Source organism: Pseudomonas sp. CBZ-4 (assembly GCF_000346755.1).
GTDB lineage: Bacteria > Pseudomonadota > Gammaproteobacteria > Pseudomonadales > Pseudomonadaceae > Aquipseudomonas.
The window spans coordinates 1-25,221 of the sequence record NZ_ANNV01000070.1 but is presented as its reverse complement, the minus strand read 5'-3'; the positions used below and the strand labels follow the sequence as shown (position 1 = coordinate 25,221).

The 25,221-nt window shown below is 61.6% G+C and carries 23 protein-coding genes and 3 pseudogenes; 13 read left to right on the top strand and 13 right to left on the bottom strand.

Annotated features, from left to right (window positions below; genetic code table 11):
• Nucleotides 1–19 precede the first annotated feature (19 nt).
• Entirely contained in the window at nt 20–907 is an 888-nt protein-coding gene (locus tag B348_RS0108480) for a formate/nitrite transporter family protein (protein WP_017735700.1), read from the top strand.
• Here B348_RS0108480 and B348_RS0108475 read toward each other — a convergent pair.
• Entirely contained in the window at nt 901–2,160 is a 1,260-nt protein-coding gene (locus B348_RS0108475; RefSeq protein WP_017735699.1) for a sodium:proton antiporter, read from the bottom strand. The genes B348_RS0108480 and B348_RS0108475 overlap by 7 nt on opposite strands.
• Before the next feature lie 192 nt (nt 2,161–2,352).
• On the opposite strand from B348_RS0108475, the gene B348_RS0108470 reads away from it, so the two are divergent.
• Nucleotides 2,353–2,739 carry an MAPEG family protein gene (locus tag B348_RS0108470; RefSeq protein ID WP_017735698.1) on the top strand — a complete coding sequence of 129 codons (387 nt, stop codon included), beginning with the start codon at nt 2,353–2,355 and terminating at the stop codon, nt 2,737–2,739.
• Between the two features lie 77 nt (nt 2,740–2,816).
• Here the strand turns inward: B348_RS0108470 and B348_RS0108465 are convergent, their stop codons facing one another.
• On the bottom strand, nt 2,817–4,004 hold the full coding sequence (locus B348_RS0108465) for a murein transglycosylase A (RefSeq protein WP_017735697.1): 1,188 nt from the start codon (nt 4,002–4,004) through the stop codon (nt 2,817–2,819).
• A 129-nt stretch (nt 4,005–4,133) separates the two neighbouring features.
• On the opposite strand from B348_RS0108465, the gene B348_RS0108460 reads away from it, so the two are divergent.
• Entirely contained in the window at nt 4,134–4,583 is a 450-nt protein-coding gene (locus tag B348_RS0108460; RefSeq protein WP_017735696.1) for a cytochrome c, read from the top strand.
• Nucleotides 4,584–4,589: 6 nt separating this feature from the next.
• Here the strand turns inward: B348_RS0108460 and B348_RS0108455 are convergent, their stop codons facing one another.
• The 5 genes and pseudogenes from B348_RS0108455 to B348_RS0108435 form a co-directional block, all read right to left on the bottom strand.
• Nucleotides 4,590–4,985 carry a DUF1090 domain-containing protein gene (locus tag B348_RS0108455; protein WP_017735695.1) on the bottom strand — a complete coding sequence of 132 codons (396 nt, stop codon included), beginning with the start codon at nt 4,983–4,985 and terminating at the stop codon, nt 4,590–4,592.
• 41 nt (nt 4,986–5,026) lie between these two features.
• Nucleotides 5,027–6,690: pseudogene (gene ligB, locus B348_RS01000000129840) on the bottom strand (NAD-dependent DNA ligase LigB).
• A 95-nt stretch (nt 6,691–6,785) separates the two neighbouring features.
• On the bottom strand, nt 6,786–7,136 hold the full coding sequence (locus B348_RS0108445) for a hypothetical protein (protein WP_017735694.1): 351 nt from the start codon (nt 7,134–7,136) through the stop codon (nt 6,786–6,788).
• A gap of 219 nt (nt 7,137–7,355) precedes the next feature.
• Entirely contained in the window at nt 7,356–8,546 is a 1,191-nt protein-coding gene (gene metK / locus B348_RS0108440) for a methionine adenosyltransferase (protein WP_017735693.1), read from the bottom strand.
• A 19-nt stretch (nt 8,547–8,565) separates the two neighbouring features.
• Complete coding sequence (locus B348_RS0108435; RefSeq protein WP_026136660.1) at nt 8,566–9,561, bottom strand: metalloregulator ArsR/SmtB family transcription factor; 996 nt, start codon at nt 9,559–9,561, stop codon at nt 8,566–8,568.
• Between the two features lie 260 nt (nt 9,562–9,821).
• Between B348_RS0108435 and tkt the strand changes: the two genes are divergently transcribed.
• From tkt to fba, 6 genes are all read left to right on the top strand, one after another.
• Entirely contained in the window at nt 9,822–11,819 is a 1,998-nt protein-coding gene (gene tkt, locus B348_RS0108430) for a transketolase (RefSeq protein ID WP_017735691.1), read from the top strand.
• Nucleotides 11,820–11,982: 163 nt separating this feature from the next.
• Nucleotides 11,983–13,038 carry an erythrose-4-phosphate dehydrogenase gene (gene epd / locus B348_RS0108425; RefSeq protein ID WP_017735690.1) on the top strand — a complete coding sequence of 352 codons (1,056 nt, stop codon included), beginning with the start codon at nt 11,983–11,985 and terminating at the stop codon, nt 13,036–13,038.
• 17 nt (nt 13,039–13,055) lie between these two features.
• Nucleotides 13,056–14,219, top strand: a complete 1,164-nt coding sequence (locus B348_RS0108420; protein ID WP_017735689.1) for a phosphoglycerate kinase — start codon at nt 13,056–13,058, stop codon at nt 14,217–14,219.
• A gap of 29 nt (nt 14,220–14,248) precedes the next feature.
• A complete protein-coding gene (locus B348_RS0108415) occupies nt 14,249–14,476 on the top strand; it encodes a hypothetical protein (RefSeq protein ID WP_017735688.1) in 228 nt (75 codons plus the stop codon).
• Between the two features lie 47 nt (nt 14,477–14,523).
• A complete protein-coding gene (locus B348_RS0108410) occupies nt 14,524–14,859 on the top strand; it encodes an MliC family protein (RefSeq protein WP_017735687.1) in 336 nt (111 codons plus the stop codon).
• 270 nt (nt 14,860–15,129) lie between these two features.
• Complete coding sequence (gene fba, locus B348_RS0108405; protein ID WP_017735686.1) at nt 15,130–16,194, top strand: class II fructose-bisphosphate aldolase; 1,065 nt, start codon at nt 15,130–15,132, stop codon at nt 16,192–16,194.
• A 66-nt stretch (nt 16,195–16,260) separates the two neighbouring features.
• Here the strand turns inward: fba and B348_RS1000000131520 are convergent, their stop codons facing one another.
• The 4 genes and pseudogenes from B348_RS1000000131520 to B348_RS0108395 form a co-directional block, all read right to left on the bottom strand.
• The gene (locus B348_RS1000000131520; protein ID WP_157356487.1) at nt 16,261–16,800 is read right to left on the bottom strand and encodes a hypothetical protein; all 540 of its coding nucleotides are present in this window, start codon (nt 16,798–16,800) and stop codon (nt 16,261–16,263) included.
• Nucleotides 16,801–17,054: 254 nt separating this feature from the next.
• Nucleotides 17,055–17,180: pseudogene (locus B348_RS1000000130760) on the bottom strand (fructose-bisphosphate aldolase); the annotation flags it as partial.
• Nucleotides 17,173–17,319: a hypothetical protein gene (locus B348_RS1000000131725; protein WP_017735685.1), complete on the bottom strand. Its 147-nt coding sequence runs from the start codon at nt 17,317–17,319 to the stop codon at nt 17,173–17,175. The gene B348_RS1000000131725 and the pseudogene B348_RS1000000130760, both read right to left, overlap by 8 nt.
• Before the next feature lie 68 nt (nt 17,320–17,387).
• A pseudogene (locus tag B348_RS0108395) lies at nt 17,388–18,054 on the bottom strand (polysaccharide lyase family 7 protein).
• Between the two features lie 310 nt (nt 18,055–18,364).
• Here B348_RS0108395 and B348_RS0108390 point away from each other — a divergent pair.
• Genes B348_RS0108390 through B348_RS0108380 form a run of 3 tightly spaced genes read left to right on the top strand, consistent with a single transcriptional unit; the run spans nt 18,365 to nt 21,329 of the window.
• Nucleotides 18,365–20,470, top strand: coding sequence for a bifunctional diguanylate cyclase/phosphodiesterase (locus tag B348_RS0108390; RefSeq protein ID WP_017735683.1), 2,106 nt, complete (start codon nt 18,365–18,367; stop codon nt 20,468–20,470).
• Between the two features lie 42 nt (nt 20,471–20,512).
• The gene (locus B348_RS0108385) at nt 20,513–21,013 is read left to right on the top strand and encodes a M48 family metallopeptidase (protein WP_017735682.1); all 501 of its coding nucleotides are present in this window, start codon (nt 20,513–20,515) and stop codon (nt 21,011–21,013) included.
• Between the two features lie 19 nt (nt 21,014–21,032).
• On the top strand, nt 21,033–21,329 hold the full coding sequence (locus B348_RS0108380) for a helix-turn-helix domain-containing protein (RefSeq protein ID WP_017735681.1): 297 nt from the start codon (nt 21,033–21,035) through the stop codon (nt 21,327–21,329).
• A gap of 107 nt (nt 21,330–21,436) precedes the next feature.
• Here the strand turns inward: B348_RS0108380 and B348_RS0108375 are convergent, their stop codons facing one another.
• Nucleotides 21,437–21,889, bottom strand: coding sequence for a GNAT family N-acetyltransferase (locus tag B348_RS0108375; RefSeq protein WP_017735680.1), 453 nt, complete (start codon nt 21,887–21,889; stop codon nt 21,437–21,439).
• Between the two features lie 177 nt (nt 21,890–22,066).
• Here B348_RS0108375 and B348_RS0108370 point away from each other — a divergent pair, with 177 nt between their 5' ends.
• Nucleotides 22,067–22,804 (top strand): ABC transporter substrate-binding protein, encoded by a 738-nt coding sequence (locus B348_RS0108370; protein ID WP_017735679.1) that lies wholly within the window; start codon nt 22,067–22,069, stop codon nt 22,802–22,804.
• A 105-nt stretch (nt 22,805–22,909) separates the two neighbouring features.
• Here B348_RS0108370 and yccS read toward each other — a convergent pair whose 3' ends face one another.
• Nucleotides 22,910–25,093: a YccS family putative transporter gene (yccS, locus tag B348_RS0108365; protein WP_017735678.1), complete on the bottom strand. Its 2,184-nt coding sequence runs from the start codon at nt 25,091–25,093 to the stop codon at nt 22,910–22,912.
• Nucleotides 25,094–25,221: the final 128 nt, after the last annotated feature.

Genomic DNA, 25,221 nt, shown 5'->3' with positions numbered 1-25,221 from the left:
CCCTTGGACGCACGCGATCATGGCCACTCAAACAGACGGCAAGACCCCCAACCTGTCGCAGGAAGAACAGGCCGATGTGGACAAGAACCAGCCGCCTCGCGCGGCGGTTCTACATGAAATCATCCGGACCCAGGGCGACCAGGAGCTGGAGCGCAATGTGGCCGCGTTGTGGTGGTCTGCGCTCGCCGCCGGCCTGACCATGGGCCTGTCGCTGATGGGCATGGGCCTGCTCAACTCGCGCCTGCCGGACGGCGAGGAATTCAAGGTGATCGCCAGCTTCGGCTACTGCGCAGGTTTCCTCGCGGTGATTCTTGCGCGCCAGCAACTGTTCACCGAAAACACCCTGACCGCCGTGCTGCCGGTGATGAGCAAACCCACCCTGGCCAATGCCGGGCGCCTGTTGCGGCTGTGGTCGGTGGTGCTGGTGGGCAACCTGTGCGGCACCTTGCTGGTGGCCTACGTGATGCTGCACTTGCCGATCTTCGACACCAAGACCGACCTGGCCTTCCTTGAGATCGGGCGCAAGGTCATGGAGAACGATCCCGGGCAGATGTTTGCCAAAGGCATCGTCTCCGGCTGGATGATCGCGACCATGGTGTGGATGATCCCGTCGATGGAAAGCGCCAAGCTGTGGATCATCATCCTGATCACCTACCTCATGGCCTTGGGTGACTTCACCCACATCGTCGTCGGCTCTGCCGAAGTGTCCTACCTGGTGTTTGCCGGCGAATTGCCATGGAAAGACTTCTGGCTGGTGTTCGCCGGGCCGACGTTGGCGGGCAATATCATCGGTGGCAGTTTTATCTTTGCGCTTATCAGTCATGCGCAGATTCGTAGTGAAAGCAGCCTGCCGAACAAGAAGACTGCGGACCCGAGGCATCCGCAGCCGACTCGCAAGGATCAGTGAGGCTCGGCGCTGGCCTGGGGGTCATCGCGGGTCACGCGCTTGACCAGCTTGCCGATGCTCAAGCCCTGCAACAGGATCGACGACAGCACCACGATGTAGGTGATGCTCAGCAGCAGGTCCCGCTCAGGACCCAGCGGCAGGGCCAGGGCCAACGCTACCGACACCCCGCCGCGCAGACCGCCCCACGTGAGGATGCGGATGGTGCCGCGCGGCACCGTTCGCCAGCGGCGCAGCAGCAAGATCGCCGGAGCCACTGTCAGCAGGCGCGAAAGCAGGATGGCCACCGCGAGCAAGCTGGCGGCGAATACATGCAGCCAGTTGAAGGGCAACAGCAGCAACTCCATGCCGATCAAGGCGAACAGCAGGGCGTTGAGCATGTCATCGAGCAATTCCCAGAAACCGTCGAGGTAGCGGCGCGTCATGTCGTTCATCGCCAGCTTGCGGCCCAGGTTGCCAATGATCAGGCCCGCGACCACCATCGCAATCGGCGCGGAGACGTGCAGTTCGGTGGCCATTGCCGAGCCGCCGATCACTAGGGCGAGGGTCAGCATCACCTCGATCTGGTGCTGCTCGATGCTCTTGATCATCAGGTACACGAGGTAGCCGATCAGGCCGCCGAACACCACGCCGCCCAGCGCTTCATGGGCGAACAGCATGGCCGTGGCGCCCACGGTTGGCGTCTCGCCCAACTGCGCGATGCCCAGTAACACGGTAAACACCACTACCGCCGTGCCGTCGTTGAACAGCGACTCGCCGACGATGGTGGTTTTCAAAGGTTTCGAGGCGTTGGCGGTACGCAGCACACCCAGCACCGCAATCGGGTCGGTGGGCGAGATCAGTGCGCCAAACAGCAGGCAGTAGAGGAAGCTCACGTGCCAGCCAAACAGGGCGAAGATGTAATACGCCAGGCTGCCGATCACTACGGTGGCGATCAACACGCCGAAGGTCGCCAGCAGGCCGATGGGCCAGCGGTAGCTGCGCAGGTCGCTCAGGTTGACGTGCAAGGCGCCGGCGAACAGCAGGAACGAGAGCATCCAGTTCATCAGCAGGTCGCCGAAGTCGATCTGGCCGATCAGTTGCTGGATGCGTTCTTCCAGGCCTGGGTAACCGATAAAGCTCAGGCCTTGCAGAATCAGGGAAAACACCAGGGCCGTGACCATCACGCCGATGGTGGGGGGCAGGCCGATAAAACGGAAGTTCACATAGGTGAGCAGGGTGGTGAGGCAGATGAAGGCGGCGACAAGTTCAAGCATCCGGGGTCCTTGGAGGTTGGGTGTGGGTGCATCAGTGGGGGATGGACCGCAGCAGCGGCGTGATGTTGCAAGGCAAGCGTGAAATGGCGGATAGAACCTTTGGTGGTGTAGCGGTTCATAGCGGGGAGTGCGGCTTGCGATATTTAGTGCTAAAACTCTAATTTCTGTTTGAAAACAAAAAAGGAATCAGTGATGACGGTGGCCTTCTGGTGTGTGTTGATCGCAATTTTCCTGCCTTACCTGTGCACGGGGGTGGCCAAGTTCAGCGGCGGCAAGTTCGGGCCTCGGCAGAACCATGACCCGCGTGCGTTCCTGGAAACCCTCGATGGGTTCGCCAAACGCGCCCACAACGCTCAGCTCAACAGTTTTGAAGTCACCCCGGCGTTTGCGGCGGCGGTGATCATCGCGCACCTGGCCGGTACGGCGGAGTTGGTGACGATCAATGTGCTGGCGGTGTTGTTTATCACCAGTCGCCTGTTGTACATCATTTGTTATGTGGCGGACTGGGCGATCCTGCGTTCGCTGGTGTGGTTCGCGGGGATGGCGTTGATTGCGAGTTTCTTCTTCGTCTCGATCTGACAGCCGGCATAAACCCCCTGTAGAAGGGGATCATCTGTGGCGAGGGAGCAAGCTCCCTCGCCACGTCAAGCTCGCGCTTAGAGTGTTTCGGGCAGCTGCGGCAACGCCGCGCCTTTAGGCCACAACATCCAGATCTGCCCCTGCTGCTTCATATTCCCGGCCAACTCACCTGCCGCTGCACCCGTGCCCCAGAACAAGTCCGCCCGCACTTCGCCAGTAATGGCACCCCCGGTGTCCTGCGCGGCCACGGGCCTGGCGATGGGCGAGCCATCCGGCTTGGTGGTCGATAGCCACAACAGACTGCCCAACGGAATCACCTTGCGGTCCACCGCCACGCTGTAGCCGGCGGTCAGCGGCACGTTCAACGAGCCGCGTGGGCCTTCGTTGCTGTCGGGGCGGGCGCTGAAGAACACGTAGCTGGGGTTGCTCGCCAACAGTTCCGGGATGCGCTGCGGATGGGCCTTGGCCCAGGCGCTGATGGCGCCCATGGTCACGTCTTCTTTTTTCAGTTCACCTTGCTCCACCAGCCAGCGGCCGATAGGGCGGTAGGGGTAGCCGTTCTGGTCGCCATAGCCCACACGCAGTTGGCGCCCGCCGGCCAGTTGGATACGGCCCGAGCCCTGGATTTGCAGGAATTGCAGGTCCATTGGATCGGTCAGCCAGGCAATCGGCTTGGCGGTCGAGCCTTGGCCGTTGATCGCGCTGGCATCGTCGTAGGGCTTGAGCACGCGACCTTCGAGCCGGCCGCGCAGGCGCTTGCCCTTGAGTTCGGGGTAGATGCTTTCCAGGTTGACGATGATCAGGTCATCCGGCACGCCGTATACCGGCACATGAGCCTTGGCCGTCTGGGTCAGGCTGCCGGGGTAGACCGGTTCGTAGTAGCCGGTGATCAAGCCGTTTGGCGTGTTGTCTGCCGAGCGCAGGCCGAACACGTCCAACTGCTCCTTGAGAAAACCACGCACTGCCGAGGCGTTCGCCGGCACGCCTGTCGCCGCCGCGCAGGTCGCGCCCCAGATCGGGTCGGCCTTGAGGCGTTGGCAGGCGCTGCGCCAGGATTCAAAGCCGGCCAGCAAGTCACTGTCGGATACCGCAGGCAGCGCCTCCCACGGCGCACTGACATAGGTGGCAACGGCGTGAGGTTTGGCGGGCTCAGGCTTGAGCGCCTCTTTGGCTGTTTCTTTACCCGCGTCACAGCCGGCCAGCAGCGCGATCATCGGCAGAGCCCACGCCAGGCGGCGGGCCCAGGGGGTGAAGGTGACATTCATACACGCACTTCCTGAAGCGATTGCCCGCGCGGTGACGTTTGCGAGCAACCCTTATTATTAATAGGGCTATTGGTCTTTGCGGGCGGGGCGAGGATACTGGCCGCCGTTTCCCGTGACCCTGAAGCCACCATGACTTTTAAAAGACTGACCGTTGTATTGCTGGCCTGCCTGACACTGTCCGCCTGCGGCGGCGTCGATCCGAATTCGCCCCTGGGCCAGCGCAAGGCGATCTTCAAGCAGATGCTCAAGACCGGCGAAGACCTGGGTGGCATGTTGCGTGGGCGCATCCCGTTCGACGGCGCGAAATTCGCCGAAGGCGCGGTCAAGCTGGATGCGTTGTCCCATGAGCCCTGGAAACATTTCCCGAGCGTGCGTGAAGAAGATCACACCAGCGCCAAGGACGATGTCTGGCAGAAACAGGCGCAGTTTCTGCAACTGGCCCGCGACCTTGAAGCCGCCACCGGTGAATTGGTGACCGCCAGCCAGGTGCAGCCTTACAAGGCCAGCAACCTGGGGCCGGCGGTGCAGAAAGTCGAAGATGCCTGCAGCGCCTGCCATAAACAGTTCCGGGACCACTGACCGGTATTACTTGTCGAGGTCTTCCACCGCGTCCTGCAATTCCTTGCGCGACTGGGCGAGCTTGTCCTTGCGCTTGTTGATCTTCTCGGCATCGCCTTTTTTCATCGCCTTGTCGAGGTCGGCCTGACGGCGGCTGACTTCGTGCTTGGCGTCGAGCACCTTGTTTTCACGCTCTTTCTTCAAGGACGCGTCGGTGCAATTGGCGGTGACTTCGCTCAGGGCTTTTTCCAGGCCCGCTTGCTGGGCGCTGTTGCCGTGGGCCTTGGCCTGTTCGATCTGGGCGCTGATGGCCTGGCGCTTGGCGGTGCAACCGGTGAGTTGTGGCGCTTCCTGGGCCGCCAGCAGCGGCGTGGCCATGAAGGTTGCGACGGTCAGCAGGGCAAAAGGGGCGAGAAATTTCATATGGGGCTCCAAGGTCGCAATCTGATGACGGGGCAGAGGGCTCAAAAGCCATCTATACCCGCCACGCGTAGTGTTTCAGCCAGGGCCTGTACCTGCGGGTCGCGAAAAAAAGCGCTCAATTGCGCCGCGCGACCCGGGCCGATGCCGTCGATGGCCAGCCAGGCCTGGGTGTCTCGGGCGACCAGCGTTTGCCAGCCGCCTTCCAGGTTGTTACGTGCAGCAGGCGGTACGCCGAGGGCTTTCAGCCATTGTGCAAAGGGCCGTTGGCGTGCGCTGTGCAGGCTATCGAGCAGCCGCGCACGGCTGCTGTCACCGAAGCCATCAATGTTAGCAAGCTCTGCCGCATCCAGGGTCAACCAATCGAGAAAGCCTGCGATTAGACCGGCCTGGATCAATACGTTCCAGGTCCCGGCGCCCAAATGAGGCAATGACAGGCCCTGGTTGCCGCTGAGCCAGGTGAGACGGGCCAGCAGTTGTTCTTCGCAGCCTGGGTCCAGTTGCCAGCAGCTCAGGGCGTGAAAGTTCGCGGGGTCGGGCACTGGCAGGTCGACCGTGTGGTGTTGCGCAGGATCACCTGGTCCAGCCGTGGGATCACCTGGCCTGCCAGGCTGATGGACACCTGGTCGCCGGGGCGTATGTCCAGGGCTTGCCAGCGTTTCAATGAGCCGACGCTGACGCGGGCGATCTGCCGGTCATCCAGCCGCACCGGCTCCAGTTCGAGGATGGGCGTGATACGTCCGGTGCGCCCGATGTTGAAGCGCACCTTGCGCACCAGTGCCAGGGCCTGGCTGATCGGGTACTTCCACGCGACTGCCCAATACGGCGTGCTGGTTTTCCAGCGCTCGGCGGGCGCGCGCATCGCCTGGTGCAGCACCACGCCATCGCTGGCGAAGGGCAGTGGGTGGTCATACCAATAGGTGCGCCAGTGCGCGGCATCGTTGATGTGCCGGACAGGCTGGCTATAGCGCTGGCTATCGGGGAAGCCCCAGCGCGCCAGTGCGGCCAGGCGTTCGGTGAATGAAGGCGGCCCCTCGGGCCAGGCCCACACAAACAGCCCGATATGTGCGGCTTCGGTGTCGCTCAGGTGCTGGCGGTTCATCATGCCCGCCACCTTGCTGCGGGTATTGAGCCCGCCGCGAGCCGATTGCACGTGATCATTCAGGCGCCAGTAGAGTTCGCCTTGCAGCACCAGGTCGATGGGCTCCGGCAGTTGCTGGACAATGCCCGGGATCTTGCGGGCCGAGGTCGACCAGTCCTGACCCAGCGCGCCGTCGCCGCGGCTGATCACCTGGCTTAGCCGGCCCTGTCGATACACCAGGGTCACGGCGACGCCATCGACCTTGGGCTGGATCCATACGTCCTGGCGCGTGCCCAGCCATGTGCCGACGGCCTGTTCATCCAGCAATTTTTCCAGGCCGGTGTGGGCAACCGGATGGGGCAGGGTGCCCCGCGAACTGGCCAGCGGGTTGTCGGGGGGCGCGGCAGTTCGGGGCAAACATTGGCGCCAGCGGGCCAGACGCTGGCGGGCCTGGTCGTAGAGCTCGTCGTCGAGCGGGGATTGGCCGAGCCGGTGATAGCTGTCATCCCACCGGCGTATCTGTTCGGCCAGGGTGTTGACCTGTGCGCGGGCGTCATCCGGGCAGTTTTCGGCCCAGGCTGAACAGGCCAGCGCGCTGAGTAGCAGAACCATCAGTAGTCGCATCATGAGCATCCTTGCTCGGAAGGGGCGCCCAGCGTAAATGATCCGCACGCCCACAAAAAAGCCCCGACAGTGCGGGGCTTTTTACCGGGTGTTTCTGCTTACTTGAACAGACCGCCCAGGGCTTTCACGGCGTCGTTCTTGTCGGCCTTGGCTTCAGTGGTTTGCTGCTTGGCATCCACTTTGGCCTGGCCTTCGGCGAGTTTGTCACAGCCTTTGCTGACCTGATCCTGCGCAGCTTTATAGGCCTTGACCGACAGCGTGTCGTTCTTGGCTTCGGCGGCATCGATCTTGGCTTGCAGGTCTTTGGCGTGTTGCTGGCAGTCGCCGGTTTTGCCACTCAGTTGGGAGCTGAGGGCGCCGCCCAGTGCGCTCAGGTCGGTGCCGGCGTGAGCTGGCAGGGCGAACAGGCTGAGCAGAAGGGCAGCAGGGGCGAGCGTGGAGATGCGCATGAAAAACCTCAATGTTCGATTGCTTGCGCGCTGGTGGATCCCGGGCTGGCGCAAGGCAATATCCAAATAAGGTGAAGGGCCCGAGAGGGCGCGGATTCTAGAGGGCCATTATTTGGCCTGCAAGGTTTGGATCCAAAAAATGTGACAATCGCCGCGAATCACCCGGCAATAAAAAACCCTGCCGGGCGAACCCGGCAGGGTTTTGGATGCCGCGAGTGCTTACAGGCCGGCAGCGACGCGCAGGTCGTCGGCGCGGTCGGTTTTTTCCCAGGTGAACGTGGTGAAGGTGTCGTCGCCGACGGTCTTCTGTGCAGGCGTGCGACCGAAGTGGCCGTAGGCTGCGGTTTCCTGGTACATCGGGTGCAGCAGGTCGAGCATGGTGGTGATGGCGTACGGGCGCAGGTCGAAGATCTCACGCACCAGCTTGACGATCTTGTCGTCGCTGATCTTGCCGGTGCCGAAGGTATTCAGCGAGATCGACGTAGGCTGGGCCACACCAATCGCGTAGGAAACCTGAATCTCGCAACGCTCGGCCAGGCCGGCCGCGACAATGTTCTTGGCCACGTAACGACCGGCGTAGGCGGCCGAACGGTCAACCTTGGACGGGTCTTTACCGGAGAACGCGCCGCCGCCGTGACGGGCCATGCCGCCGTAGCTGTCGACGATGATCTTGCGGCCGGTCAGGCCGCAGTCGCCCACCGGGCCGCCGATGATGAACTGGCCAGTCGGGTTGATGTGGAACTGGGTGTCCTTGCTCAGCAGTTCGGCCGGCAGCACGTGCTTGACGATCAGCTCCATCACGCCTTCGCGCAGGTCGGCGTAGGACACGTCCGGGTTGTGCTGGGTCGACAGGACCACGGCGTCGATACCGACGACTTTGCCGCCTTCGTAACGGCAGGTCACCTGGGACTTGGCATCCGGGCGCAGCCATGGCAGCAGGCCGCTTTTGCGGGCTTCGGCCTGGCGTTGTACCAGCTGGTGCGAGAAGGTGATCGGTGCTGGCATCAGCACGTCGGTTTCGTTGCTGGCGTAGCCGAACATCAGGCCCTGGTCGCCGGCGCCCTGATCTTCAGGCTTGGCGCGGTCCACACCCTGGTTGATGTCGGGGGACTGCTTGCCGATGATGTTCATCACGCCGCAGGTGGCGCCGTCGAAACCGACGTCGGAGCTGTTGTAGCCGATGTCGGTGATCACGTCACGGACGATCTGCTCCAGGTCAACCCAGGCGGTGGTGGTCACTTCGCCAGCGATGATCGCTACACCGGTTTTCACCAGAGTCTCGCACGCCACACGGGCGAACTTGTCTTCAGCAATGATGGCGTCCAGCACCGCGTCAGAAATCTGGTCGGCGATTTTGTCCGGATGCCCTTCAGACACGGACTCGGAGGTGAAAAGGGAGTATTCGCTCATCTCGATGTTTTCCTGATATTTACCGATGGTGAGTGTCGCCAGCCGGTCGCTGAAAATGGCGGACCTGGATCTGGAAACCATTACGTAAACCTACATAGAGGCTTTCCCCGGGAACGAGTCCCGCAGCGGTGGCCCAACGGGCCAGATCGTCCTGTTCAAAACCCAACCAGAGATCACCGCAGGCCTCCCTGGCCCAATTCTGGTTGTGGCTGCATAAATCCGTAACCAGCAGGCTACCGCCGGGGTGCAGCAGCCCGGCCATTTGCTTGAGGGCGTCGGCGGGGGCGGCGAAATGGTGCAAGACCATGTTCAGCACCACGCAGTCGGCCTTGGTCGATGCGCTATTGAGCGCATCGGCCAGTTGCAGCGTGACATTGCCCAACGCTTCGCGCTCGCACAGCTGGCGCGCCAGTTCGAGCATCGCCGGGCTGTTGTCCAGCGCGGTGACTTGCTGGAAGCGTCGCGCCAGCTCCGGCAGGAAACCGCCATCGCCAGGGCCGACTTCCAGCGCCGTGGCCCCATCACTGAAGCTCAGCTTGTCCAGCAGCGCCAGTACGCTTTCGCGGTATTGGGCCAACCCGGCGATCAGATCCTGTTGGGCGCGAAACTTCTCGGCGACCCGTGAGAAAAAGTCCTGGCTGGCCGCCGCGCGTTGCCCGTGGACCTGGCCGATGCGGGCTTGCACATCGCCCGGCAGGCCCAGGCTGTCCACTTCGTCGAGCAGGGCAGCGTGCAGCTTGCCGCCCAGCAGTTCGGTGTGGGGCAGGGCGCGACGGTAGAAAATCGCATTGCCCTCGCGGCGGGTGGCCACCAGGTCGGCCTGGGCCAGCACCTTCAAGTGGTGGCTCATGCCCGACTGGCCGATGGCGAAGATCTGCGCCAGTTCCAGTACGCCAAACGAGTCGTTGGCCAGTGCGCGCAGCACGTTCAGGCGCAACGGGTCGCCAGCGGCCTTGCACAAGGCTGCCAGTTCATCGCCGTCGTCGGGACGCAGGGAGGGCACGGGTAGATTCATAATGGCCAGCAGTCTAGAGACGGGGGGTAATCCCCGCAAGGCCAATATCAAAAAGTTTTGATATTGGTCGATAAGTGGCGGTTATAAGCGACCGCGATAACCTTTAGACGAACGGGTGACCGGTTTCTGCAAGGGAATGACGCCCCAAGCACAGGAAAAACCGCACAAGTGACTATCTGTCATTGCCCGCAGGCGGTGGCTGAGGGAAAATGCCGGTCCTTTTTTCCGTTTCTTTTATACAAACCCCCAGGAGATCAGCGATGCCCAGCCGTCGTGAGCGTGCCAACGCCATTCGTGCCCTCAGCATGGATGCCGTGCAAAAAGCCAACAGCGGCCATCCCGGTGCCCCGATGGGCATGGCGGATATCGCCGAGGTGCTTTGGCGTGACTACCTGAAGCACAACCCGACCAATCCATCGTTTGCCGACCGTGACCGCTTCGTGCTGTCCAACGGCCACGGCTCGATGCTGATCTATTCGCTGCTGCACCTGACCGGCTACGACGTCACCATCGACGACCTGAAAAGCTTCCGCCAGCTGCACAGCCGCACCCCGGGTCACCCGGAATTCGGCTACACCCCAGGCGTCGAGACCACCACCGGTCCCCTGGGCCAAGGTCTGGCCAACGCCGTGGGTTTCGCGCTGGCGGAAAAAGTCCTGGGCGCGCAGTTCAACCGCCCTGGCCACGACATCGTCGATCACCACACCTATGTGTTCCTGGGTGATGGCTGCATGATGGAAGGCATTTCCCACGAAGTCGCTTCCCTGGCCGGTACCCTGGGCCTGGGCAAGCTGATTGCCTTCTACGATGACAACGGCATCTCCATCGACGGCGAAGTCGAAGGCTGGTTCACCGATGACACCCCGAAGCGTTTCGAAGCCTACAACTGGCAGGTGATCCGCAACGTCGACGGTCACGACCCGGAAGAGATCAAGACCGCCATCGACACCGCGCGCAAGAGCGCGCAGCCGACCCTGATCTGCTGCAAGACCACCATCGGCTTCGGTTCGCCGAACAAGCAAGGCAAGGAAGACTGCCACGGCGCCCCACTGGGTGACGCGGAAATCGCCCTGACCCGTGCTGCGCTGAAGTGGAACCACGGCCCGTTCGAAATCCCGGCTGATATCTACGCCGAGTGGGATGCGAAAGAAAAAGGCCTGGCCACCGAAGCCGAGTGGGACCAGCGTTTCGCTGCCTACTCTGCCGAATTCCCTGAGTTGGCCAACGAGCTGGTCCGCCGCCTCGCCGGTGACCTGCCCGCCGACTTCTCGGAAAAAGCCTCGGCCTACATCGCCGAAGTCGCGGCCAAGGGCGAGACCATCGCCAGCCGTAAAGCCAGCCAGAACACCCTGAACGCCTTCGGCCCGTTGCTGCCGGAAATCCTCGGTGGTTCGGCCGACCTGGCCGGTTCCAACCTGACCCTGTGGAAAGGCTGCAAAGGCGTATCGGCTGAAGACGCCAGCGGCAACTACATGTACTACGGCGTACGTGAGTTCGGCATGAGCGCCATCATGAACGGCGTGTCCCTGCACGGCGGCCTGGTGCCTTACGGCGCGACCTTCCTGATGTTCATGGAATACGCGCGCAACGCCGTACGTATGGCTGCGCTGATGAAGAAGCGCGTGATCCACGTCTACACCCACGACTCCATCGGCCTGGGCGAAGACGGCCCGACGCACCAGCCGGTCGAGCAACTGACCAGCCTGCGTACCACGCCGAACCTGGACACCTGGCGCCCAGCCGACGCGGTGGAATCCGCCGTGGCCTGGAAGCACGCCATCGAGCGTAAGGACGGCCCTTCGGCGCTGATCTTCTCCCGTCAGAACCTGCAACACCAGGTGCGTACCGACGCACAGATCGCCGACATCGCCCGTGGCGGTTACGTGCTGAAAGACTGCGACGGCGAGCCGGAGCTGATCCTGATCTCCACCGGTTCCGAAGTGGGCCTGACCGTTCAGGCGTACGACAAGCTGACCGAGCAGGGCCGCAAGGTGCGTGTGGTTTCCATCCCGTGCACCAGCGTGTTCGATGCCCAGGACGCCGGCTACAAGCAATCGGTCCTGCCGTTGCAGGTCAGCGCGCGTATCGCCATCGAAGCGGCTCACGCCGACTACTGGTACAAGTACGTGGGCCTGGAAGGCCGCGTGATCGGCATGACCACCTACGGTGAGTCGGCGCCGGCGCCAGCGTTGTTCGAAGAGTTCGGTTTCACCCTGGACAACATCCTGGGTCAGGCTGAAGAGCTGCTGGAAGACTAAGTCAGTCTGCGTTGTCTGCACTGGCGCTATCGCGGGCAAGCCCGCTCCCACAGTGGATCGGGTTCACACAGTTGCAATTGTGAACCCATTCAAGTGTGGGAGCGGGCTTGCCCGCGATGGCGTCAGAGCACGCAACACCGAACTAACCTTGATCGAGAACCCCATGCCCCAACCGCGTCCCTACAAAGTTGCACTCAACGGCTACGGCCGCATTGGTCGTTGCGTCTTGCGTGCTCTGTTCGAGCGAGGGGCGGCAGCCGGGTTTGAAATTGTCGCGATCAATGATCTGGCCGACATGGCCAGCATCGAATACCTGACACGCTTTGACTCCACCCACGGCCGGTTCCCCGGTGAAGTGCGGGTCGAAGACGACTGTCTGCATATTAATGGCAACTGCGTGAAGGTCCTGCGCAGTGCCACCCCCGAAGGTATCGACTGGAAAGCCCTGGGCGTCGACCTGGTGCTGGAATGTTCCGGTGTCTACCACACCCGTGCCGATGGCCAGCGTTTCCTCGACGCCGGCGCGCCGCGTGTGCTGTTTTCCCAGCCGATGGCCAGCGAGGCGGATGTCGACGCCACCATCGTCTACGGTATCAACCAGGATTGCCTGACCGGCGCCGAGCTGCTGGTGTCCAACGCGTCCTGCACCACCAATTGCAGCGTGCCGCTGTTGCGCCTGCTGGACCAGGCGATCGGCCTGGACTACGTATCGATCACCACCATTCACTCGGCGATGAACGACCAGCCGGTGATCGACGCCTACCACCACGAAGACCTGCGCCGCACGCGCTCGGCGTTCCAGTCGGTGATTCCGGTGTCTACCGGCCTGGCGCGGGGCATCGAGCGACTGCTGCCGGAACTTGCCGGGCGAATCCAGGCCAAAGCCGTACGGGTGCCGACGGTGAACGTGTCTTGCCTGGACATCACCATGCAGACCGTGAGCGACACCGATGCGACGGAGGTCAACCGGATCCTGCGCGACGCCGCCACCAGCGGCCCGCTTAAAGGCCTTTTGGCCTACACCGAGTTGCCCCACGCCAGTTGTGATTTCAACCATGACCCGCATTCGGCGATTGTCGATGCCAGCCAGACCCGCGTTTCCGGCCCACGGCTGGTGAACATCCTGGCCTGGTTCGACAACGAATGGGGCTTTGCCAACCGCATGCTGGATGTTGCAGGCCACTATCTGCACATCGCTACCCAACAACCTCAACAGTAATTCAGGAACTGCGACCCATGACCGTGTTGAAGATGACCGACCTCGATCTGCAAGGTAAGCGCGTACTGATCCGCGAAGACCTCAACGTCCCAGTCAAGGACGGTGTTGTCACCAGCGATGCGCGAATCCTGGCCTCGCTGCCGACCATCAAGCTGGCCCTGGAAAAAGGTGCGGCCGTGATGGTCTGCTCCCACCTGGGTCGTCCGACCGAAGGTGAGTTCTCCGCCGAAAACAGCCTCAAGCCTGTAGCCGATTACCTCAGCAAAGCCCTGGGCCGCGACGTGCCGCTGGTGGCTGACTACCTGGGCGGCGTTGACGTCAAAGCCGGCGATATCGTGCTGTTCGAAAACGTGCGCTTCAACAAAGGCGAGAAAAAGAACAGCGACGAACTGGCCCAGCAATACGCTGCGCTGTGCGACGTATTTGTGATGGACGCCTTCGGCACTGCCCACCGCGCCGAGGGTTCGACCCACGGCGTGGCCAAGTTCGCCAAGGTCGCGGCTGCTGGCCCGTTGCTGGCGGCTGAACTGGATGCACTGGGCAAGGCCCTGGGTGCGCCGGCGCAACCGATGGCCGCTATCGTGGCCGGTTCCAAGGTGTCCACCAAACTGGACGTGCTCAACAGCCTGAGCCAGATCTGCAACCAGTTGATCGTCGGCGGCGGCATCGCCAACACCTTCCTGGCCGCAGCTGGTCACCCGGTGGGCAAGTCCCTGTACGAGCCGGACCTGCTGGACACCGCCCGCGCCATCGCCGCTAAAGTCAGCGTGCCATTGCCGGTCGACGTGGTCGTCGCCAAGGAATTCGCCGAAAGCGCCGCCGCCACCGTCAAGCTGATAGCTGACGTGGCCGACGACGACATGATCCTGGACATCGGCCCGCAAACCGCAGCCAACTTCGCTGAACTGCTGAAAGCTTCCCAGACCATCCTGTGGAACGGTCCGGTCGGCGTGTTCGAGTTCGACCAGTTCGGCAACGGCACCAAGGTACTGGCCAAGGCCATCGCTGAAAGCTCGGCATTCTCCATTGCTGGCGGCGGTGACACCCTGGCGGCCATCGATAAATATGGCGTTAGCGATCAGATCTCCTACATTTCTACCGGTGGCGGCGCGTTCCTCGAATTCGTCGAGGGCAAAGTGTTGCCGGCCGTGGAAGTGCTGGAAACCCGAGCCAAAGGCTAAAGCGGGTGATGCGGAAAAGGAGTCTTCCCATGATCAAGTCGTTGGCACTGGTGATCGCCGCGGGCCTGTTGGCCGGCTGCGGCAGCACGCCAAACGCGGCGCCCGAGGCCGGAACGCCTGGGGCGCAGGCGAAAAAAAGCTGCTACCAGGCTGACTGGCAAGCCGAGACCATGCCGGTGATCAACAAGCGCATCGGCAACGAGCGTCTGGAGAAATACGACGCCGCGCCCAACGGTCAGGAACAGGGTTGTCCTTGACGGGTCTGATCAACTGGCGGCCACGGGTCGCCTCACGAGGATTGGCAATGAAAGGCGTTTTCGCCCTGGCAGCCCTGGCCCTGTTGGCCGGCTGCAGCAGCATGAACATGTTCAACAGCAAGGCAGAAACTGCCGACAAGTGGACCACCTGGACCTGCGACAGCAAGGCCGAGGTCAACTGGCGCTTTGCCAATGCGGCTAAATCCGAGGTGGATGTACGCCTCGGCGGTTCCGATCAGGTCTACCGCCTGAAACAAGACGTGGCCGCCTCGGGTGTGCTGTACGCCAACGACCAATTGGCGTTTCACACAAAAGGTGAGGAAGGCCTGGTTTACTGGGTGGCCACCGATGATTTGATCGGCCGTGGCTGCAAGGCCCAATAAGGTCTCAAATTTGATGAGATCCAAATGTGGGAGCGGGCTTGCCCGCGATAGCGGTGGGTCAGCCGACGAATTCGGTAACTGTCACACCGCCATCGCAGGCAAGCCAGCTCCCACATTGACCCCGTTTCAAATTCAGATTGGTTGAATCCAATCAGCAATAACGATTCAGCAAGCCAGGCATGCAAACCCTGGCCTGCAATAACTTGAATAGCAGCCGCCGCTACGGCAGGCTTGCACGATTAACGACCCTCGACCGGGAGAGACAACACAATGGCACTTATCAGCATGCGTCAAATGCTGGACCACGCAGCCGAGTTCGGCTACGGCGTCCCAGCCTTTAACGTCAACAACCTTGAGCAGATGCGCGCCATCATGGAAGCCGCTGACAAGACTGACTCCCCCGTGATCGTCCAGGCTTCGGCCGGTGCCCGCAAATACGCCGGCGCGCCGTTCCTGCGTCACCTGATCCTCGCGGCCATCGAAGAATTCCCGCACATCCCGGTGTGCATGCACCAGGACCACGGCACCAGCCCTGACGTGTGCCAGCGCTCCATCCAACTGGGCTTCAGCTCGGTGATGATGGACGGTTCCCTCGGCGAAGACGGCAAGACCCCAACCGACTACGAGTACAACGTACGCGTAACCCAGCAAACCGTCGCCCTGGCCCACGCCTGCGGCGTGTCGGTTGAAGGCGAGCTGGGCTGCCTGGGTTCCCTGGAAACCGGCATGGCCGGCGAAGAAGACGGCATCGGCGCCGAAGGCGTGCTGGATCACAGCCAGATGCTGACCGACCCGGAAGAAGCTGCCGACTTCGTCAAGAAGACCCAAGTTGACGCCCTGGCCATCGCCATCGGCACCAGCCACGGCGCCTACAAGTTCACCAAGCCACCTACCGGTGACGTGCTGGCCATCGACCGCATCAAGGAAATCCACAAGCGCATCCCCAACACCCACCTGGTGATGCACGGTTCTTCCTCGGTACCGCAGGAATGGCTGGCGATCATCAACCAGTATGGCGGCGACATCAAAGAAACCTACGGCGTACCGGTTGAAGAAATCGTCGAAGGCATCAAGCACGGCGTGCGCAAGGTCAACATCGACACCGACCTGCGCCTGGCGTCCACCGGTGCGATGCGTCGCCTGATGGCTACCAATCCGAGCGAGTTTGATCCGCGCAAATTCTTCGGCGCTACCGTGACGGCCATGCGTGACGTGTGTATCGCGCGCTACGAGGCCTTTGGCACTGCCGGCAACGCTTCGAAGATCAAGCCGATCTCGTTGGAAGCGATGTATCAGCGGTATTTGAAGGGTGAGTTGAACGCTAAGGTGAATTGAGCCTTACTGTTTGAAAAAAAGCCCGCAGTGATGCGGGCTTTTTTTGTGGGCATTTAAGGGGGCGCGCTAGGTTGCATCTGTCTGCATGGCGTTACTCCATCCCGAAAAAGTACTACCGTTGTCACCTGTGTACCTGACGACGATATTGATAAAGCCCGGTCGGACATTACCAATCCCACCAGAAAAGGTCCCGTCGGCCCGTATTGGGAGAGAGCCCAGGAATACACCCGTACCCGCTTCGTGCACATCGACTCTTGTATAGGGCGTTCCTGTGCCTTCAACGAATATCGATGAATTATTGCCCAGCAACTTCGAAATCACAGGATCCGCGCTTTGCCCGGTCGCAGGAGCAGCTGTATCGGGGTGTTCTCCGTTAGTGACGGCCCACTGGCTCAGGTCGCCGTCGTTAGGAATAGGCAGCCATATTCCGAAGGCGCCGTAAATATCAGCATACCCAGTACCGACGTTTCTCCATGTTGCAACCACACCCGCAAACTCTTTGTGCCATACCTGCAGGGCAGCGTTGGGCTGAGCGGGGGGAGTTGTACTCATGACGTTTGTGTCTGCGCCGCTGTTGGTTGAAAGCTTGAATGGGTGAAGGGCCATGATCGGTATCTCGCCGAGAGGTGAATGGGGGGCAGTCTGTAGGCGCCCAAAAATCCAACAGGCTCATATTCACGTCCTCCAGTCCTTTCGTAACCTGTGATATCTGACAGCTACCCATACTCCTTCGCTATATCCAGGCGCGTTTGTATTCCCCGTTTATCAATCTGTTAATTGAATGCAGAGAGTGATAATCAGAGGTAGGTGGTGAACAAAGAGCCCGCGCAAATGCGGGCTTTTTTATGGGCGGGATTTGATCAGGCGGCGTCGGGTGTATCAAAACCACGATGTTCAATCACGCGGAACACATCGCTCACGTCCTGCACCAGAATGCGTGCAATGTTGGCTACGTTATTCAAGTCACGCTCGGCGAAGTCAGGCAGGCAGGCGTACCGCAACGGCCCTGTAGGACGCAGAACCCTTGTGGGAGCCGGGCTTGCCCGCGATGGCGGTGGGCCAGTCACCGAAGATGTTGCCTGATTGGCTGCCATCGCGGGCAAGCCCGGCTCCCACAGGGATCATTGGCGTGTTCAAGAAGGTGATTGATCGCTGGCTCGTTAGGACGCTGCCTACACGACAGTGAGCAATGCTCAGTCGTGATCAATATCCAGCTTGGCGAACGTCACCCGCGCCCCTTCCTTGCTGTTGCCGCTGTTGTCCTGCACATAGACCCCCGCCTTGAAATACAACGGCTTGGCCCCCCACGCCGCACCAATGCGCTCGTTCCACTGCCCATCAGCGGCATACACACTGAGCAATCCAGCCTTATTCAGATTAATGACATAGGTAAAACTCTTCTCCAGCGGCACATTGGAGGCGACGGTTATCACCCGCCCTTCACCATCATCCGGGCGCATGCGCACCTTGGCGACGATATTGCCGGTCTGGGTCTTCTCCTTGAATTGATACTCCAGCTTGATCAGTGGCTTCTGGCTGTCATAGGCATGGATCTGCCCGATAACCACTTTGCCGGAGGAGGGCACCTGGTTGACCTCCAACGTGGCCCGCAGGAAGTTGTTTGCATCCGGGTAGGTCCAGTTGCGTAACCGCCCATCGGCGTAGGTCTCACGCAGTTCGCTGCGTGGGTAAATGGCGTTTTCCGTGCGGGTGCCGGTCACTGGCGTCCAGAATTGCACGTTGCTGCCTTCGGCCTGGAAGTACTGGTCGTTGAAGCCGCTCATCAGCTTCGGCGTGTCGATGGTCGCGGGGGGGCGAGCCGACCGGGATGCTGAGGTTCCAGGTGGAAAGATCGATCATGGTGTAGGCCTTTTACAGAAGGTGAAGGCTTTGGCCCGTGGGCCAGACGGGTTCTTTATAGGCGGTGGTCCTACGGTTGTTAAACATTTTCTGACGATTTATTGGCGCCAAAGGAATGCCAAAAAGCCATGTTTCCCATGATTCGTGGCCTGTAGGGGTTGACCGTTAGTCGGCTTCCTGAGCTTTGCGTCAATGATGGCATCCACGTCACTTCTGCTTTAACGGAACCGGGTCTAGAGTGAGCCCTCAGGGTTTGTCCGGGTTTTCTCTCAAAAATGACCGGAATGGCTCCTTAAGGAAGAGACGTAGCATGGATTGCGCTCCACACAACGGCGATGGCAGTTCGGTTCTTCTGGTGGTCGATGACTACCCGGAAAACCTCATCAGCATGCGTGCGCTTTTGCAGCGTGAAGACTGGCGGGTAATGACCGCCGCGTCCGGGCTGGAAGCGCTGGAATTGCTGCTGGCCCACGAAGTCGACCTGGTTTTGCTCGACGTACGCATGCCCGGCATGGACGGGTTTGAAGTGGCGCGGCTGATGCGCGGCAGCCAGCGCACACGCATGACGCCGATTATTTTCCTCACGGCGCACGCCCAATCGCCCGCCGCGGTGCTGGAAGGTTATGCCAGCGGTGCGATCGACTACCTGTTCAAGCCATTCGACCCGCATATCCTCAAGCCCAAGGTCCAGGCGCTGCTGGAGCACCAGCGCAATCGCCGGGCCTTGCAGCGCTTGAGCCATGACCTGGAATCGGCCCGCGCCTTCAATGCGTCGGTGCTGGACAACGCCGCCGAAGGCATCCTGGTGGTGGGCGAGGGCAGCGTGATCCAGTACGCCAACCCGGCAATTTCGCGGCTGCTGAATGCGACGATGGCCGAGTTGCAGGGCGAGAGTTTCCTGAGCTTCCTGCAAAAGCCCCATGTGCCCGCCTGGCTGAGCTTCCCGATGTACGAGGCGTATTGCAGAGGCGAGACCTGGCGCCAGCACGACGCCATTTTGCGTACCAGCCGTGGTCAGCAGGTGCCGGTGGCTCTTTCCAGTGCGCCGTTGCCCAGCGAGCAGAAGGCCATGGTGGTGACGGTGCTGGACATGTCCGAAGTGCGCCACCTGCACCAACAATTGGAATTTCAAGCCGTCACCGACCCGCTCACCGGCCTGCTGAACCGCCGCGGTTTCCATCAGGCCGTGGAAAGCACGTTGCTGCGCAGCGAACGTAACGACCACGCGCTGGTGTTGCTGTACCTGGACCTCGACGGTTTTAAACGGGTCAATGATTCGTTGGGGCACGATGCGGGGGATCGGGTGCTGCGCTGGGTGTCGGAGCAAATGCAGGCGTGCCTGCGTTCCGGTGACATCCTGGGGCGCATGGGCGGGGATGAGTTCACCGCGTTGCTGGAGCTGGAATTCGCCGAACAAGCGGCCAAAATTGCAGAAAAACTCATCGAACGTGTGTCGATCTGCCAACAGATCGAAGGCCTGGATGTGATGCTTGGAGTGAGTATCGGCATCGCCACCTTCCCCGATTGCGGCGCGGACTTGAGTGGCCTGCTGCGTGCAGCGGACATCGCCATGTACGAAGCCAAGCGCGCAGGGCGTCAGCAATATCGTTATTACGACCAGGAAATGAACGGCCGCGCCCGCTCACGCCTGATGCTCGAAGACAGTGTGCGCACCGCCATCGAGAACAAGGATTTCACCTTGGTGTACCAGCCTCAGGTGTCGGTGGAGGATGGGCGCCTGCGTGGCGTCGAGGCGTTGTTGCGCTGGCAGCACCCCAGCGTCGGCGATGTGCCGCCGGGGCTGTTTTTGCCACTGCTGGAGGAGGCGCGCCTGATCAGCCAGTTGAGCGCCTGGATCTACCTGCAAGTCGCGGCCCAGCGCCAGGCGTGGCAATCGACCTTCGACCCTGAGCTGGTGCTGAGCGTGAGCCTGAGCAGCAACCAGTTCAATATGCCCAACCTCGCGGCCCAGCTGCAGCAGGTGCTGGAGCGCCATGGTTTGCAGGGGCGCCAGTTGGAGGTGGAGATTGGCGAAGACAGCTTGACCAGCAACCTGGAAGAGTCCGCCAAGCAGCTCAAGTTGCTGCGTCAGGTCGGGGTGCGGATCGCCCTGGATGATTTCGGCATGGGCCATTGTTCCCTCGCCCATCTGCGTGACCTGGATTTCGATACGCTCAAGCTCGACCCGCAGTTGGTCTCGCGCCTGCCGGGTTCGCCACGGGATGCGGCGATGGCGCGCAGCATCATCGAGCTGTGCGGGCATTTTGATGTGCTGGTGGTCGCCGAAGGCGTGGCGACGCAGGCCCAGGCCGAATGGCTCAAGGCCAATGGTTGCCCGTTTATCCAGGGGCCGTGGGTGGCGCAGCCGTTGATGGCGCAAGAGATCGTGGCCTGGACGCCCCCTCGCCTGGGCTGAATTCGCTACACTGGCGGCCATTCGAACCCTGTTGCAGACCCCATGACCGCGCTGAAATACCTCCAGGCCTATCCCGCTGCGCTCCAGGAGCAAGTGCGCCAATTGATCGCCAAAGACCAGTTGGGCGCCTACCTGGAGCAGCGTTACCCCGAGCGCCACGCCGTGCAAAGCGACAAGGCCCTGTACGCCTACGCGTTGGCCTTGAAGCAGGAACACCTGCGCAACGCGCCGGCCATCGACAAAGTGCTGTTCGATAACCGCCTCGACCTGACCCACCGCGCCCTCGGCCTGCACACCACGATTTCACGGGTGCAGGGCGGTAACCTCAAGTCGAAGAAAGAGATCCGCATCGCCGCGCTGTTCAAGGACGCGGCGCCGGAGTTCCTGCGCATGATCGTGGTACACGAACTGGCGCACTTCAAGGAATCGGACCACAACAAGGCGTTCTATAAACTCTGCGACTACATGATGCCGGGCTACCATCAGGTGGAATTCGACCTGCGGGTGTACCTCACGTATCGCGACCTGCAAGGCAAACCCTGAGCGCACAAGGCGATTGACCATGGATGTGAGCAAGACCAAGAGCAGCTTCTACCGCCGCCTGTATGTGGCGTATCTGATCGACAGCGGCCTGGCCAGCAACGTGCCGGCGCTGACCGACGTGACCGGCATGCCCCGGCGCACGGCGCAGGACACGATTGCGGCGTTGGCGGACTTGGACATCGTGTGTGAGTTCGAGCAGGAAGACGGTGCGCGCAACCATGCGGGGCAGTATCGGATTCGCAGCTGGGGGGCGATTGATCGGGGGTGGATTGCGGCGAATCTGGCTTCGGTGAAGCAGGTGTTGGGGTATCCCTGAAGTTTTGTGGTGAGGGAACTGGCGCTATCGCAGGCAAGCCAGCTCCCACATTTTGAACGGTGTTCACAAATCAAACTGTGGGAGCGGGCTTGCTCGCGATGAGGCCCTCAAACCCGCCGCATACCAATATGTGGAATGTCATCCTCCAGATACTCTTCCCCCGCCACCACAAACCCATACCGCCCGTAATACCCCTGCAAATGCGCCTGGGCCGACAGAAAGATCGGCGTCTCGGGCCAGATATCTTCAATGCGCTTGAGCGTCTCTTCCATCATCTGATGCCCCAGCCCGGTGCCGCGCGCCACCGGCGCCACGATCACCCGGCCGATCACCACGTCACCGCCCTGGGACTCCGGGTCCAGCAGGCGCAGGTAGGCCACCAGCTGGTCATCCTGCCAGGCCATCAGGTGGTGGGTGTCGCCGTCCAGGTCCTGCCCGTCGATGTCTTGATAGACGCACTTCTGCTCAACGACGAACACCTCGCCGCGCAGGCGCAGGATGGCGTACAGCTGTTCCTTGCCCAAGTCAGTGTGATGTTTGCAGACCCAATCGACTGTCATGGCGAACTCTCTTATCAGTAGGTGCTGTGGATAGTAAGCGCGGCAGCCGATTGTGTCTAAATCAGCGCATTTTTGTGAGTGAAATCAATTTGCCATCATTGAGTGCATTCGCCGCCCGTTTCTTTGTGTAATCTTGAGCTACTGTTAGAACCTCTGGGCCCGCCAAGGACGTTGAGCATGCCGCGATTGTTTCGTGCCGTTGCTTTGATTGGAGTGTTGTTGCTGGCCCAGCCGGCGTTTGCCCAGCGTTTACGCCTGGTCGCGGATGCCTGGCCACCCTTTACCGATGCCACCTTGATCAATGGCGGCCTGGCCACCGACATCGTCAGCACTGCCCTGGCCCGCGCGGGCTACGCCAGTGACTTCGAACAGGTGCCCTGGGCCCGGGCACTGATGGGCGTGGGCGACGGACGTTATGACGTGCTGGTCAACGCCTGGTACGACGATGCCCGCACGCACCTGGGGCAGTTTTCCGGCGAATACCTGCTGAACCGCGTGCGTTTTATCAAGCGCCGTGACGATCCCATCGACTTCAAAGACCTGGCGCAGTTGCACGACTACCCGATTGCGGTGGTGCGCGGTTACGCCTATTCGGCGGCGTTCGACGGCGATGTGCAGTTGCAGAAGGTGCCTGTGCACAACTTCTCCATGGCCGTGCGCATGCTCGCGGCGCAGCGGGTGCGGCTGACGGTGGAGGATGAATATGTGGCGCGGTATTACCTGGCGCGCGAGTCGCCCAAGGTGCGCAATGCGGTGGAGTTTTTACCGACGCCGTTGAGTGAAAACAGCCTGCATATTCTGGTGAGCCTGAAGAACCCGGAGCATGCGCAGATCGTGGCCGGGTTTGATCGGGAGATTGCGCGGATGAAGGATGATGGCAGTTATGCGCGGTTGATGAAGGCGCATGGGATGTAGGGCCTGTGCGGGCCCCATCGCGGGCAAGCCCGCTCCCACATTTGGAATGCATTTGTCTGTAGGAATGCGGTCCCCTGTGGGAGCGGGCTTGCCCGCGATAGCGATCTAAGCCTCGCCCGTCTCTTTGATCAAATGCGCGGCCAGAGTCCGCAACGGCCCCAACTGCCGACAAATCAACGCCAACTGCGTCTGCACCAACCGCTGCCCTTCATCGATCTCATCCGGCATCTGCTCCAGCTCCGCCGCCAGTGCTTCCTCGGCGTCACTCTGAATCGCAATCGGCTGCTTGTTTGCCAGCCCCGTGGCGATCTCATCGATGCTCGCCGCCAACGTATTCCCCGCGCCATCGATCAGATGCTCACGCACCTCCGCCGGCAACTGGGTTTCACGGTGGGCGCCGAGCCCCGACAAGTAGCTGAGCAAGGTGTGGGACAACACCAGGAAGCGGAAGCCCACATCGGCCTCCTTACGGAAGTGCCCCGGTTCCATCAGCATGTTCGCCAAGGTCGTGGACAGCGCCGCGTCGGCGTTGTGCGCGTTGCGCCGCGCCAGGCGGTAGGCGAGGTCGTCGCTTTTGCCGGCGGCGTATTGCTGCATGATCTGGCGCAGGTAGATGCTGTTGCAGGTCAGGGTATTGGCCAGCACTTTGTTCAGGCGCCGGCCTTGCCAGTCGGGCAGGAACAGGAACACCGCCAGGCCGGCGATCAGGCTGCCGAGCAAGGTATCGAACAACCGTGGCAGGAATAAACCGTAGCCATCACCGACCTGGTTGAAGCAGAACAGCACCATCAGGGTGATCGCCGCCGTGGCCAGGGTGTAGCGGGTGGTGCGGTTGATAAAGAACACCAGGCCAGCGGCGATGGCGAACATCGACTGCACCAAGGGGCTCGGGAACAGGTCGAACAGCGCCCAGGCCACGGTGAGGCCGATGGCGGTGCCGATGATCCGCTGGCCGAGCTTGCGCCGGGTGGCGCCGTAGTTCGGTTGGCACACGAACAACGTGGTGAGGATGATCCAGTAGCCCTGGGACGCATGGATCGCATGCAGCATGCCGTAGCCGACGGTCAACGCCAGGGACAGACGCAGCGCATGGCGAAACAGCAGCGACGTCGGCGTCATCTGCGTGCGCAGGCGCGTCCACATTTCCTTGAGGTTGCGCGGGGCGCGGTCCAGCAGGTTGCTGTCGGTGGCCTCCGCCAGGCGGTCGGGGTTGCTCGCATCGCCCAGCAGGCGGTCCAGCGTGGACAGGTTGGCCGCCAGCGCGCGCAGCGAACGCAGGAGCCCGCGCCACGCCGGGTTGCTCTGGATGCGCAGGTGTTCCAGGGACGCGTTGAGGTCGCCGAGGGCTTCGGCGAAGCTGTCGTCGTAGATGAACGGCTGGCGCAGCTGGATCGACTCGGCCAGGGTCTGGCAGGCCTTGCCCTGCTGGCGCAGCAGGCGCTGGCAGCGGAACAGCACGTCGCTGTGGAAGAAGGCTTCGGCCAGGGCGTTGTAAGGGTAGTGCGACGAGCTGGCGCGTTCGTGGATGTCCTGGGCGAGGAAGTACAGCTTGAGGTAGCGACTGACCTTCGAGCCCGGTCGTCCATTGCCCACGCGGTGCAGGATGATTTCCTTCGCCGCATTCAGCGCAGCCACAACCCGCCCATTTTGCTGCGCCAGTTCCAGGCGGCGCGCTTCCACATCCAGCTGGCGGATCGGTTCGAACAGTGAGGATTTAAGCTTGAGGTAACGCCCCAACTCGCGGAACAACCGCGCCAGGCTCTGCTGCACCGGCTGGTTGGAAAACAGCGCCTGCCACAGCACCGACAAGGCGCCATACCACGCCGCACCGGCCACCAGCAGCAGCGGCTCATGCCAGAAATCCGAGACCGCGCCACCGCGCTGGTCCACGCCGATCATGGTGTACACCGAGAGGATCAGCGTCGCCGAGGCAATCGCACCATAACGCTCGCCCAAGGCGCCGAGCATGGTCAGGCAGAAGGTGGCCAGGGCCAGGGAAATCGCGAAGATCCACGGGTAGGGGAACAGCAGCTCCACCGACAGCGCGGCAATGCTGAAACACACCAGCGTCACGGCCAGGGCGTTGAGACGGCCTTGCCAACTGTCATCGGTCTCGGCCAGGGCGCTGGCGATAATCCCCAGGAACAGCGGGATCAGCAGCGTCATCTCATCCTGATACCAGCACAGCGCCATGCTGCCGGTAAGGGCGATGAATACCCGGATGCTGTAGCTGAATTTATCCAGCGCCCAGAGACGGCGCAGGGACTGCTTGAACGAGGTCGATGACATGAAGGCTGGAGTCTTCCGGGACGATGCCGTTAAGTTGGCGCATCAGTGACGCCACGGCAAGGGTCGCGATCACATCTGCTGGCAATTATTTCAGCAACACCACAAAACACTGTGGGAGCTGGCTTGCC